Source organism: Streptomyces sp. NPDC001858 (assembly GCF_053594615.1).
Genome location: NZ_JBSFEV010000043.1, coordinates 53600 through 66742, shown reverse-complemented (window position 1 = coordinate 66742; position 13143 = coordinate 53600). Strand labels below are relative to the sequence as shown.

Sequence of the window (13143 nt, the reverse complement as noted above, 5' to 3'; positions counted from 1 at the left end):
GCGCGGCGGCCGATCTCGCGATCGTACGTACCTACCCAGCGCACGCTCCCCGTCCCCCTCCTTCGGCTCTCCCTCACCACACCCTCGCCGTCTCTATGTCCGGTGAAGAACCCTGATGTCCCAGTAGGTTCGGGCCCCTTCGTCACCGCGCAGGCACGGAGCGAGTTCGCACTTCCGCCCCACAGGGAGTCGTGTGACACTGGCGTCTCCTGTCCGCACTGCGGACTCCGTCCGCACCGTCCCCCACGAAAGTGCGCCGTGCGCTCTCTCCCACTGCCGCTCGCCCTCACCGCGCGTCTGACCCCGGTGGTCGTGCTCGCCTGTGCGGGTTGGGCGATGTCGTCGTCCGGCCCGCTGACCGAAGAGCAGGACACCGCGGCCAAGGACACCCAGAAGACCCAGACCGAGAAGTCGTCCGGCCCGTCCTCCAAGGCCGTCGTGAAGACGTATGCCGCCGCGCCCGCCCCCTGCACCGGCGTGGCCGCGAAGACCGTCTCCTCGCTCGTGCCCGGAGCCAAGGTGGCGGGCAAGGAGATCCCGTCCACGGACACCGAACTGCGCCGCACCTGCTCGTGGAACGCGCTCAAGGGCTACGACTACCGCTGGCTCGACGTCTCCTTCGAGATCACGGAGTCGGACGACGCGGCCACGAGTTCGTACAAGGAGCGCACAACTGAGAAGAGCGGCGGCGGCGCGGTGCCGGGGCTCGGCAACGAGGCCTACTCCGTAGTGAACCTGACCACGGAGGACAAGCAGCAGACCCGTGAGGGCGTCGTCATCGCCCGGGTGTCCAACGCGCTGGTGGTCGTCAACTACAACGGCAGCGACTTCGAGACGAAGAAGGCGCCCACCACCGACGAGATCAACAAGGGTGCGATCAAGGCGGCGAAGGAAGCGGTGGCCGCCCTGCAGAACGCCAAGAAGAGCTGAGACAACGGAAACAGCAGAAACAGCGCGGAAACAGCGGGTGCAGCGGAAACCCGGGACGGCCGGAAGAGCTCTGCAGCTCTTCCGGCCGTTTCCTGCATGACGCAGCGTCAGACGACGTCCTTCACCAGCTTCACGTGCTCTTCCCGCCGCTGCGGTTCCTGTCGTCCGCGCGCCAGCATCAGGGCCAGGTACAGCGCCATGGAGGTGCCGAGGCCGACGGCCCAGCCGTAGTCGGCGAGAGGTTCCAGCGCCGGGATGGGACGGCCGTCGATCAGCGGCTTGAAGCTCGCCCCGCCGACGGCGAGGACGCCGCCGGTGACGAAGGCGACCACGGCCCGCCAGTTCCAGCCGTTGGCGTACCAGTAACGGCCGCCCTCCCGGTACAGGTCGATCAGGTCGAGCTTGCCGCGGCGCAGGATCCAGTAGTCGGCGATGAGGATGCCGGCGACCGTGCCCAGCAGACCGCCGACCAGGCCGAGCCAGGTGAAGATGTAACCCTGCGGGTCGGAGTAGAGCTTCCACGGGAAGATCAGCACGCCGAGGACGCAGGTGACGAGTGCGCCAGCCCGGAAACTGATCTTCCGCGGCGCGATGTTGGAGAAGTCGAAGGCCGGTGAGACGAGGTTGGCCGCGATGTTCACCGACAGGGTCGCCACCAGCACGGTCACCAGCGCGAACAGCAGGCCGAAGACGTTGTCCGTCTTCGCGGCGAGCTGTACCGGGTCCCAGATCGTCTCGCCGTAGACGGCCTGCGATCCGGAGGTGACCATCACCGAGAGCAGCGCGAAGAGCGTCATGGTCGTGGGGAGACCGAGAGCCTGTCCCCAGGTCTGCGCTCTCTGCGACTTTCCGTACCGGGTGAAGTCGGGGATGTTCAGCGACAGCGTCGACCAGAAACCGATCATGCCCATGAGAGACGGCCAGAAAAGTTTCCAGAAATCGCCGCCCCAGCCCAGCTTGGAGGGCTGGTCGAGCAACGGGCCGAAACCGCCTGCCTTGTTGCTCATCCAGATCAGCATGGCGACCGCGCCGACGAGGACGAAGGGCGCCGCCCAGTTCTCGAAGCGGCGGATGGTCTCCATGCCCCGGTAGATGATCGCGACCTGGATCGCCCAGAAGATCGCGAACGACAGCCACATCGTCCAGGCGTGGCCGCCGATCTTCCCGGCGTCGCTCCAGCCGTTGCCGATCAGCTTGCCGGCGAGGAAGTAGATCGCCTCACCGCCGATCCAGGTCTGGATGCCGAACCAGCCGCAGGCCACCAACGCCCGTACGACGGCGGGGAGGTTGGCGCCGCGGATGCCGAAGGAGGCGCGGGCGAAGACCGGGAAGGGGATGCCGTACTTCGGTCCGGCGTGCCCGGTGAGCAGCATCGGGACCAGCACGATCAGGTTGGCCAGGGCGATGGTGAGCACCGCCTGCTTCCAGTCCATGCCGACGGCGATCAGACCGGAGGCCAGCGTCCACGACGCCGTGTTGTGGGCCATGCCGACCCACAGCGCGGAGAAGTTGTACGTGGTCCAGGTGCGCTTCTCCACGGGGACGGGAAGCAGGTCCTCGTTGGCGTAGGGGCCGCTGGGCTGCGGCGAACCAGGGGCGATCTCCACCCGGCCGTCGGCGAGGGTGACTTGGGAGGTCGGCGGTATGGCCGTGGGAGCGGTGTCGGTCATGGGCAGGCCAATCAAACGAGGGGCGGATCCGGAAAGGCCGTGCGGGTCTCCGGTCCCCTCCCCCCGGGACGACGGGGGGAGGGGAGAACTGGAGTGGGGGGCTCGGGAGTTGGGGAGTCGAGCGGAGCGAAGGGGGGACGGGTCAGCCGTTGACGGCCGGGATGATCTGCGACCCGTACGCGTCGATGGTGGCTTCCTGCGCGTCGTGCATGTCGTAGACGGCGAACTGGTCGACGCCCAGCTCGCGCAGCGCGGTCAGCTTCTCGATGTGCTGGTCGACCGGTCCGACGAGACAGAACCGGTCGACGATCTCGTCGGGCACGAAGGCGGTGTCGGGGTTGTCGCTGCGGCCGTGGTGCGAGTAGTCGTACCCCTGCCGGGCCTTGATGTATTCGGTGAGTTCCTCGGGGACCTGGGAGGAGTGCTCGCCGTACTTCGCCACCAGGTCGGCGACGTGGTTGCCGACCATCCCGCCGAACCAGCGGCACTGGTCGCGGGCGTGCGCGAGGGCCTGAGGCGAGTCGTCCTCGGTGACGTACGCGGGGGCGGCGACGCAGATCTTCACCTCGGACGGGTCGCGGCCGACGGCGACGGCGGCGTCCCGGACGGCCTTCACCATGTACTCGGTGAGATACAGGTCGGCGAGCTGGAGGATGAAGCCGTCGGCCTCCTCGCCGGTCATCTTCAGCGCCTTGGGGCCGTACGCGGCCATCCAGACGGGAAGCTTCGCGCCTTCCTTGATCCAGGGGAACTTGACGACCGTGCCGCCGAGGTCCGCCTCCTGGCCCGAGGCGAGCGCCCTGATGACCTTCATGGCCTCGCTGATCCGGGCGAGCGTGTTCGGGTGGCGGCCCGCGACGCGCATCGCGGAGTCGCCGCGGCCGATCCCGCAGACCGTGCGGTTGCCGAACATGTCGTTGAGGGTGGCGAAGGTGGAGGCGGTGACCTCCCAGGTGCGGGTGCCCGGGTTCGTCACCATCGGGCCCACCGTCAGCGTGCTGGTGTTGGCCAGGATCTGACTGTAGATCACAAACGGTTCCTGCCAGAGCACCGCGGAGTCGAAGGTCCAGCCGTGGGTGAAGCCGTTGCGCTCGGCGCGCTTCATCAGGCTGACGACCTTGGAGGCCGGCGGGTCGGTCTGCAGGACGAGTCCGAAGTCCATGTGCGCTGCTCCTAGTTGAGGTACTGACAGGTGGAGCGCGGGGTGTAGACGCCGTGGCCGGCGTGGCCGGTGTACTCCCGCTCGGTGATGACGAGTTCGCCCCGCGACAGGACCGTCTCCACGCGCCCGGTGAGCCGCTTGCCCTCGTACGCCGAGTAGTCGACGTTCATGTGGTGGGTCTCGGCGGAGACGATCTGCTCGGCGTGCGGGTCGTAGACGACGACGTCGGCGTCGGCGCCGGGGGCGATGGTGCCCTTCTTCGGGTACATGCCGAACATCCGGGCCGGGGTGGCGCAGGCGATCTCGATCCAGCGCCGGCGGCTGATGTGCCCGTCGACGACGGCCTGGTGGAGCAGGTCCATCCGGTTCTCGACGCCCGGGAGGCCGTTGGGGATCTTGGAGAAGTCGCCCCGGCCGAGCTCCTTCTGGCCCACGAAGCAGAAGGGGCAGTGGTCGGTGGAGACGACCTGGAGGTCGTTGGTCCGCAGTCCCTGCCACAGCTTGGCCTGGTGCTCCTTCGGCCGCAGAGGCGTGCTGCACACGTATTTCGAGCCCTCGAAGTCGGGCTCGGCGAGGTTGTCCGTCGACAGGAACAGATACTGCGGGCAGGTCTCGCCGAAGACGTTCAGCCCCTCGTCGCGCGCCCGCGCCAGTTCCACAACCGCTTCCATCGCCGATACGTGCACCACGTACAGCGGGGCCCCGGCGACCTGTGCGAGCTTGATGGCGCGGTGAGTGGCCTCCGCCTCCAGCAGCGCCTTGCGCACCTCGCCGTGATAGCGGGGATCGGTCTCGCCGCGCGCCAGCGCCTGCTCGACCAGGACGTCGATGGCGATACCGTTTTCCGCGTGCATCATGATCAGTCCGCCGTTGTCGGCGGAGCGCTGCATGGCGCGCAGGATCTGACCGTCGTCGCTGTAGAAGACGCCGGGGTACGCCATGAACTGCTTGAAGGAGGTCACGCCCTCCTCCACCAGCAGGTCCATCTCCTTGAGCGTGTCCTGGTTCACATCGGAGACGATCATGTGGAAGGCGTAGTCGATCGCGCAGTTGCCCTCCGCCTTGGCGTGCCAGGCGTCCAGTCCTTCGCGCAGGCTGTGTCCGACGCTCTGCACGGCGAAGTCGACGATGGTGGTGGTCCCGCCCCAGGCGGCCGCCCGGGTGCCGGTCTCGAAGGTGTCCGAGGCGAAGGTGCCGCCGAACGGCAGCTCCATGTGGGTGTGGGCGTCGACCCCGCCCGGGATCACGTACTTCCCGGTCGCATCGATGACCTGCTCGGCGCTCCAGGCCTCGGCGGCCTGGGTGCCGGAGGCGGCGAGGGCGGCGATACGGCCGTCCTCGATCAGGACGTCGGCGTGGATCTCGTCGGACGCGGTGATGACGAGACCGCCGCGGATGATTTTACGGCTGCTCATGTTCCGGCTCCGGAGAGGTAGTTGGTCGGATGCGGATCGTCGGGGGCGGTGGTCGTTCGAGGGCTGGTCGTCGGGGGGCTGGTCGCGCCCAGGCGGCGGAGCCGCATCGGGATAGGGATAGGGATACAGCCCCGCCCCCTGGGCCGGTCGAGTGCGGGGAACCGCTTTCGTCACGGAGCCGTCAGCGGGCCGTACGCCTCCGGGCGGCGGTCGCGGTAGAACTGCCAGCGGTCGCGGACCTCGCGCAGCTTGGCCATGTCGAGGTCGCGGACGACGAGTTCGGTCTCCTTGTCGCCGGCCACCTCGCCGACGAACTGGGCCTCCGGGTCCACGAAGTACGAGGTCCCGTAGAAGTCGTTGTCGCCGAGTTCCTCGACGCCGACCCGGTTGATCGCGCCGACGAAGTACTCGTTGGCGACCGCCGCCGCCGGCTGTTCCAGCTGCCACAGGTAGGCGGACAGGCCGCGCGAGGTCGCCGAGGGGTTGAAGACGATCTCGGCGCCTGCCAGTCCCAGCGCGCGCCAGCCCTCCGGGAAGTGCCGGTCGTAGCAGATGTAGACGCCGATCTTCCCGACGGCGGTGTCGAAGACCGGCCAGCCGACGTTCCCCGGGCGGAAGTAGAACTTCTCCCAGAAACCCTTTACCTGCGGGATGTGATGCTTGCGGTACTTGCCGAGGTACGAGCCGTCCGCGTCGATCACCGCGGCGGTGTTGTAGAGGACGCCCGGCTGCTCCTCCTCGTACATCGGCAGCACCAGGACGATGCCGTGTTCCCTGGCCAGCGCCTGGAAACGCTGGACTACGGGGCCGTCCGGGATCTGCTCGGCGTACTCGTAGAACTGCGGGTCCTGGACCTGGCAGAAGTACGGTCCGTAGAAGAGCTCCTGGAAACACAGGACCTGAGCACCCTGCGCGGCCGCGTCGCGGACCGCCTGCTCGTGGACCTGGATCATCGATTCCTTGTCGCCGGTCCAGGCCGTCTGGAAGACGGCGGCACGGATCACTCTGCTCATCGGGACCTCCGGTCGCTGGGTGTGCTGGGGCGGGCGCCGGAAGTTCCGTCGTTCGCCCGAAGGGCGGGCCCTGCGGCGTCCGGTGCGTGCTCTCGGCGTGCCGCGGACGGGCCCTCGTACTGGTTGTACGCGGGCTTGTCCGCGGTGCGGCGAGAGTGCGTGCTGGGCGTCGTGGGGCAGACGGAACTTCCGGCGCCCGCCCCAGAAGACTAGGAAGTCCGAAATCCGGCTTTGAGTTGCAGCGTGTCACGTCTGGGGGGCCGGGGCGTGCCACGGTGTCACCCTGTCGTGGATCCATGTTTCACCGCCGTTTTCCCAGGTCGTCGCATGTTTCAGGCCTGTTGCGCATCGTGCGCGAGGAGTGCGATGTGCACCGAGGCGGCCTGTTCGAAGTCGTCGAGGTCCACGCCCAGCCGCCCCTGTATCGCCTCCAGCCGGCGGTACAGCGCCGGCCGGGAGACGTGGTGGAGCTGGGCGGTGCGGGACTTGTTGCGGCCGGTGGCCAGATAGGTCCGCAGCACGGCGAGCAGGTCCTCGTCGGCCGCGCACAGCAGCCCGTCCAGCTCCCGCTCCGCGAAGGACTGCACCTGCGGGTCCTCCCGCAGCAGCCGGATCAGGCCGCGCAGATGGACGTCCCGCAGGCGGACGACGGCCGGGAGGTCGAGGGCGGCCGAGGAGTCGGCCACGGCGTCGGCGACGTGCTGGGCCTCGCGCAGCCCGGCGGGCAGGTCGTCCCAGACGATGCGCGGGTCGGCTGCCGCGACGACGGTGCGGGTCCGGCCCGACTCGGTCCGCAGCCGGGCGGCGAAGTGGGCGGCGAGCGCCTCGGCGTCCTGGTCGCGGGCGAGGCTGAGCAGCACGGCGGTGGCCCCGTCGGCGAGCTCGGCGACCAACCCGGGCAGCCCCAACAGCCGGAGCATCCGGTCGAGTTGAGCGGTATCACCGTCGCGTACGACGAGCGGGACGAAGGTGCGGCGGTTGACGGGGAGGCCGGCCGCCCGGGCCCGGGGCAGCAGTTGCCGGGCCGGCACGACCCCGGAGATCAGATCGGTGAGCAGGCTCTGCGCGGACTGCTCCTCCCAGGTGTGGGCGGAGGCGCCGCCGAGCATGCGGTGCAGGACGAGGGCCTCGGCGGCCCGGTCGGCGAGCAGCCGCCCGCCCGCGGTGTCGCCGCGGTAACCGCAGAGCATGATCTGTCCCCAGCGCTCGCCGCGGCCGCCCAGTTCGGCGCGGATCCAGCCGTCGCCCTCGCTGCCGCCGGCCTGCCGGGCGATGCGCTCCCAGTCCCGCAGCACGTCGTCGACCGCGGACCGTTCCCCCGCCGTCGCCAGCACCCGGTGGGCGAGGTTGGTGACGACGACGGGACAGCCGGTGTGGTGGGCGATCTCGTCGAGCAGGAGTTGCAGCGGGGCGCCCGCGGTGATCAGTCCCGTGAGCGCGGTCCGTACGGCCTCCGACAGGCTGACGGCGGCGAACTTGCGCTGGACCAGCCGGGACTGGACCTCCTCGGTCAACTCGGCGAAGGGGAAAGGACGATGGAGCACGACCATCGGCAGCCCGCACCGCTCGGCGGCCCGCCGCATCACGTCCGGCGGGGTGGGGAAGGCCCGCCCGAGACCCAGCACCACGGCGGCGGCCTCCGCCCGGTGCAGGGAGTGGATGTACTCGCTCTGCGCGCCCTCGTCACCGGCCAGCAGCACCCCGGTGGTGAGGACCATCTCGCCGCCGCTGAGCATCACCCCGACGTCCGCGGCCTCGGCGACGTGCACCCAGCGCACCGGCCGGTCGAGCTGGCCGGCGCCGGCCACCACCTCGGGCTCGCCCGCCGACACCCGTTCCAGAGCGAGGACCTGACGGACCGACAGGGCGGGTTCCAGGGGCTCCACGGGGCCCCAGGGCTCCACGGTGAGGGTCATGGCGATGTGTTTCCCTTGGCTCAGGCCGGCGCTACCGCGTGGCGCGCAGCGCGCTCTCGAGGATCGCGGCGCCCTCCTCGGCCTCCGCCACGGTCAGGGACAGCGGCGGGGCGATGCGCAGGGCGCTGGTGTCGTGGCCGCCTCCCTTGCCGATCAGCAGCCCGTCGGCGCGGGCCGCTTCGAGAACGGCGGACGCCCGCTCCGGGTCGGCCCGGTCGGTGCCGGGCTTGGTCAGCTCGACGCCGATCATCAGCCCGCGCCCGCGCACCTCCCGTACGCCCGGATCCTGGGCGGCCGCGGCCCGCAACCGTTCGATGAGCAGGCCGCCGACCCGCCGCGCGTTGCCCTGGAGGTCGTGTTCCAGCAGGTAGGAGAGGTTGGCGAGACCGGCCGCCATGGTGATCTGGGTGCCGCCGAAGGTGGAGATGCTGTTGGCGTCCAGGCAGTTCATGATCTCGGAGCGGGCGATGACGCCGCCGATGGACATGCCGTTGCCGATGCCCTTGGCGAAGGTGACGATGTCCGGCGGACCGTTCTGCCCGTGCGCCTGCCAGCCCCAGAAGTGCTCGCCGGTGCGGCCCCAGCCGGTCTGCACCTCGTCGGCGATCCACAGGATCCCGTATGCATTCAGCACTTCACGGAATGCTGCATACAGTCCGTCCGGCGGCGAGGTGAATCCGCCGACGCCCTGGATGGGCTCGGCGATCAGGGCCGCGGGCGCGCGGGTGTGGCCGAGGATGTCCCGCAGGTCGTCGACGCAGGCGTCGATGAAGGCGGCGTCGCTGAGATCGGCGAACGGGCCGCGTCCGCGCACTCCGCCGTGCACATAGAGCGTCTGGAGCGGGGACAGCGAGGTCGGCGACCAGCCACGGTTGCCGGTGATGCCGACCGCGCTGAAGGAACGGCCGTGATAACTGTTGCGCATCGCCAGGACGGTGTTACTGCGCCGGTAGGTCGTGGCGAGCAGCAGCGCCGTGTCGTTGGCCTCGGTGCCCGAGGTGGTGAAGAAGACGCGCGCGTCCGGGATGCCGCTGAGCTGGGCCACGCGCTCGGCGAGTTCGACCATGGGCCGGTTGAGGTAGAGCGTCGAGGAGTGGACGATCCGCCCGGCCTGCTCGCTCACCGCCTTGGTGATCTCGGGCAGCGCGTGCGCGGTCATGGTGGTGAGGATGCCGCCGAAGAAGTCGAGGTACTTGGCGCCCTCGGCGTCCCAGACGTGCCGGCCCTCGCCGTGGGTGATCTCCAGCGGCTCCTCGTAGTACAGGGCGAGCCAGTCCGGCAGGACGTTGCGATGGCGGGCGTAGAGGTCACTCACGGCTGCACCAGCCCTTCATAGGCGTCGGGACGGCGGTCACGGTAGAAGGCCCACTGCCGGCGGACCTCGTCGACCAGGTCGAAGTCGAGGTCGCGGACCAGGAGTTCCTCGCCCTTGTCGCTCGCGGCCTCGCCGACGAACTGTCCGCGCGGGTCGACGAAGTAGGAGGTCCCGTAGAAATCGTTATCGCCGTATTCCTCCACGCCGACCCGGTTGATCGCGGCGACGAAGTACTCGTTGGCGACCGCGGCCGCGGGCTGCTCCAGCTGCCAGAGGTGGGCGGAGAGGCCGCGGTGGGTGGCGGACGGGTTGTAGACCAACTGGGCACCGTTGAGGCCCAGTTGCCGCCAGCCCTCCGGGAAGTGCCGGTCGTAGCAGATGTAGACGCCGATCTTGCCGACGGCCGTGTCGAAGACGGGCCAGCCGAGGTTGCCGGGCTTGAAGTAGTACTTCTCCCAGAAGCCCTTGACCTGCGGGATGTGATGCTTGCGGTACTTGCCGAGGTACGAGCCGTCGGCGTCGATCACGGCGGCGGTGTTGTAGTAGAAACCGGACTGCTCGACCTCGAAGACCGGGACGACGATCACCATGCCGGTCTCGCGCGCGAGTTCCTGCATACGGCGCACGGTCGGCCCGTCGGGCACCGGCTCGGCCCAGCGGTAGTGCTCCGGCTCCTGGACCTGGCAGAAGTAGGGGGCGTTGAAGACCTCCTGGAACCCGATGATCTTCGCGCCCCGGCGGGCCGCCTCGCGGGCGTGCTCCTCGTGTTTCGCCACCATGGACTCGGTGTCGCCGGTCCAGGTGGCCTGAACCAGTGCGGCACGTACGACGTTGGCCATGAGCTGCTCCTTCGACGGTTCCGTCAGAGCCTCTACGCCCGTAGACGAAGGTCGTAGAGGGATGAACGTAAGCCTCCGGGACAGCCTTGCCAAGACCATCGTCGTTAACCCGCGGAGTCGATCGCGTTTCACACTCCGGTGGGTTAAGTCGCGGTGCCGTACGACAGAGGGGACGCGACCGCGCCCGGGCGGCGACCGCGCCGGGCAGTCGAGCCGGTCGGGCGGCGACCGCTCCGAGGCGGTGAGGCCGGTCAGGCGGTGCGGCCGGTCAGGCGGTGAAGCCGGCGACCCTGAGCGCGTGCACCAGGTCCCAGTGGCGTTGCTCCGAGACCGCACGGGCGGCGGCCAGCAGCAGCGGGACGAGTGCCTGCGGGTCCGGGGCGACGCTGCGGGCGGCCTCCTCGGGGGTGCGCACCCGGACATAGGCGTCGAGCAGCGCGCGGCCGTCGCGCGGTCGGCCGTCCCGGACCAGGCCGAGGACGGCCTGTCCGATCTCCACGGCGGGCCGGGCGACGCCCTGCCGCAGGATCTGCTCGCCGTCGGCCGTGCGCCCCACCGCGGCCAGTGCGTCGGCCGCGGCGACGAGCCGGTCGGCGGGGAGGGAGGCGGCCTCCCAGAGCAGGGTGGTCCAGTCGGCGGTGAGCCCGGTGCGCTGCAGTTCGGCCGCGAGGAGCGGGATGCGGGCGGCCGGCCAGTACGCGAGTTCGACGAGCAGGGCGTGCGCCTCGCCGCTGCGGCCTTCGCCGCGCAGCCGCACCAGCCGCTCCACGACCTCGACGGTCTGCTGCCGGGCCGCCGCGTCCACCGGCTCGCGCCGCTGCGGCTCGGAGCGTCCCTCGGGGCCGTCGGCCGCGGCTCCGGCGAACCGGGCCCCGCGCGGGGTGCGGCGGGCGGCCGGGGCGGGCGCGGGCGCCGCCGGTCCGGCGGCGGGCGGCTGGACGACGGGTGCGGCGGCGTCCTCCTCCTCGACCATGCCGGCGAACCGAGCGCTACCGCGCCGCCGCTTGCGCTGCTTGGGCACAGGGGCCGGGGCGGGCACCTCGACCTCGGCGGGGACCGCTGCGTCATGGACGTCGTACACGTCCGCCGTCCGGCCCGCCACCGGCTCGGTGGCACCGGCGTACCCCGCCCCGGCGGCGGTGTGCGGGGTCTGTTCGCGGCTCGGGGTGGAGGGCGGGAGACGGTCGAACTCGGCTATCCGGTGCCGGAGTTCCGCGCAACGCGCGGTGGCCCGTTCATGGTCGTCGTGGGCCCAGGCGAGGTCGAGGCGGACGGCGTCCGCCTGGTCCCGGGTGCCCGCGCTGGAGAGACGGCGGCCCAGTTCGGCCAGCCGTTCGGCGGCGTAGCGCTGCTCGCGGAGCATGACGTCGAGCCGGTCCCCGAGGGCGTCGCGGCCGCCCGGACGGGCGTCGTGGGCGGCGAGCGCGCCGGCGTGCAGCGGCCGGACCCGTTCCGCCTCGCGCCCTGCGACCTCGGGGCCGTACTCGGCGGCGAGGTCCTGGAGCACCGCCTCGACCACGTCCCAGGGGGGTATCTCATGTCCGTCGAGGCAGGCTTGCATACCGTCGGGATCGCGCTGCCAGAACACGGCGCACCAGCCGGCGCGCTGATCGAGGCGCGCCAGCAGTTCGTTCAGATGGTTCACGAACTCCCGCACCCGGCCCGGGAGTTGATCCACTGTCATCGCCCAACTCCCGCCCAACCCGGAACACTCCGGCTTCGTAGAAAACACCAGTTGTGTTACAGCGGGGCTACGACGAGTTTTCAAAGCGGACGCGACGCGTTCATTGCCCGGTCTTGACCGAGGCGAGGGCGGCCGCCCCCGGGGTCACACGGGCGCGGGCGTGCACAGCTCCGCCAGCTCGTCCATCGACAGGCCGAGCACTCGGGAGAGCGCGGCGACGGTGAAGAACGCCGGGGTCGGCGCACGGCCGGTCTCGATCTTGCGGAGGGTCTCGGCGGAGACGCCCGCGCCCGCCGCGATCTCGGTCATGCTCCGGCCGCCGCGGGCCGCGCGCAGCAGGCGCCCGAGCCGTTCGCCGCGTTCACGCTCTTCGGGGGTCAGTGGGGTGCGCACCATGCCGTCATTCTAATACCGGTATAGTAATTGGCATGGTGGAACTCAAGACAGACACATCGATCGACGCCATGTACGAGGCGGGGCAGGTCGTCGCACGCGCCCTGACGGCCGTGCGCGAGGCCGCCGCCGTGGGCGTCTCCCTGCTGGAGCTGGACGAACTGGCGCACGACGTCCTGCGGGAGGCGGGGGCGACGTCGCCGTTCCTCGGCTACCGCCCGTCCTTCGCGCCGACGCCCTTCCCGGCCGTGCTCTGCGCCTCCGTGAACGACGCGATCGTGCACGGCATCCCCACCGGTTACCGGCTGCGCGACGGCGATCTGCTCTCGGCCGACTTCGGCGCGCAGCTGGGCGGCTGGGCCGGCGACTCCGCGATCAGCTTCACCGTGGGCACGGCGCGCCCGGCGGACGTGCGGCTGATCGAGACCGCGGAGCGGGCCCTCGCGGCCGGCATCGAGGCGGCGGTGGTCGGCAACCGCGTCGGCGACATCGCGCACGCGATCGGCACGGTGTGCCGGGCGGCCGGCTACGGCATCCCGGACGGCTTCGGGGGCCACGGCATCGGCCGTCAGATGCACGAGGACCCCGGGATCCCCAACGAGGGCCGCCCGGGCCGCGGCCTCCCGCTGCGCCACGGCATGGTCATCGCGATCGAGCCGATGCTGATCGCCGGCGGCAAGGACGGCTACCACGCGGCCCCCGACGGCTGGACCCTGCGCACGAACGACGGCTCCCGCGCAGCCCACGCGGAACACACGGTCGCCATCACGGAACGTGGACCGAGAGTACTGACCGAGCGACGGTAG

The 13143-nt window shown here is 70.4% G+C and carries 11 protein-coding genes; 2 read left to right on the top strand and 9 right to left on the bottom strand.

Annotated features, from left to right (window positions below):
* Positions 1–258: 258 nt before the first annotated feature.
* A complete protein-coding gene (locus ACWCPF_RS38495; protein ID WP_451049784.1) occupies positions 259–930 on the top strand; it encodes a hypothetical protein in 672 nt (223 codons plus the stop codon).
* Positions 931–1037: 107 nt separating this feature from the next.
* Here ACWCPF_RS38495 and ACWCPF_RS38490 read toward each other — a convergent pair whose 3' ends face one another.
* From ACWCPF_RS38490 to ACWCPF_RS38450, 9 genes are all read right to left on the bottom strand, one after another.
* On the bottom strand, positions 1038–2600 hold the full coding sequence (locus tag ACWCPF_RS38490; RefSeq protein WP_451049783.1) for an NCS1 family nucleobase:cation symporter-1: 1563 nt from the start codon (positions 2598–2600) through the stop codon (positions 1038–1040).
* Between the two features lie 142 nt (positions 2601–2742).
* Positions 2743–3762 (bottom strand): TIGR03842 family LLM class F420-dependent oxidoreductase, encoded by a 1020-nt coding sequence (locus tag ACWCPF_RS38485; RefSeq protein WP_451049782.1) that lies wholly within the window; start codon positions 3760–3762, stop codon positions 2743–2745.
* A gap of 11 nt (positions 3763–3773) precedes the next feature.
* On the bottom strand, positions 3774–5177 hold the full coding sequence (gene hydA / locus ACWCPF_RS38480; protein ID WP_451049781.1) for a dihydropyrimidinase: 1404 nt from the start codon (positions 5175–5177) through the stop codon (positions 3774–3776).
* Between the two features lie 170 nt (positions 5178–5347).
* Positions 5348–6190, bottom strand: a complete 843-nt coding sequence (locus tag ACWCPF_RS38475) for a nitrilase-related carbon-nitrogen hydrolase (RefSeq protein WP_451049780.1) — start codon at positions 6188–6190, stop codon at positions 5348–5350.
* Between the two features lie 332 nt (positions 6191–6522).
* A complete protein-coding gene (locus tag ACWCPF_RS38470; protein ID WP_451049779.1) occupies positions 6523–8106 on the bottom strand; it encodes a PucR family transcriptional regulator in 1584 nt (527 codons plus the stop codon).
* Between the two features lie 31 nt (positions 8107–8137).
* Complete coding sequence (locus tag ACWCPF_RS38465; protein WP_451049778.1) at positions 8138–9421, bottom strand: aspartate aminotransferase family protein; 1284 nt, start codon at positions 9419–9421, stop codon at positions 8138–8140.
* The gene (locus ACWCPF_RS38460) at positions 9418–10260 is read right to left on the bottom strand and encodes a nitrilase-related carbon-nitrogen hydrolase (RefSeq protein WP_451049777.1); all 843 of its coding nucleotides are present in this window, start codon (positions 10258–10260) and stop codon (positions 9418–9420) included. Before ACWCPF_RS38460 ends, ACWCPF_RS38465 begins: the two co-directional genes overlap by 4 nt.
* Positions 10261–10528: 268 nt before the next feature.
* Complete coding sequence (locus ACWCPF_RS38455) at positions 10529–11944, bottom strand: hypothetical protein (RefSeq protein WP_451049776.1); 1416 nt, start codon at positions 11942–11944, stop codon at positions 10529–10531.
* Positions 11945–12088: 144 nt separating this feature from the next.
* Complete coding sequence (locus tag ACWCPF_RS38450) at positions 12089–12340, bottom strand: helix-turn-helix domain-containing protein (protein WP_351905216.1); 252 nt, start codon at positions 12338–12340, stop codon at positions 12089–12091.
* Positions 12341–12372: 32 nt separating this feature from the next.
* Between ACWCPF_RS38450 and map the strand changes: the two genes are divergently transcribed.
* On the top strand, positions 12373–13143 hold the full coding sequence (map, locus tag ACWCPF_RS38445) for a type I methionyl aminopeptidase (protein ID WP_451049775.1): 771 nt from the start codon (positions 12373–12375) through the stop codon (positions 13141–13143).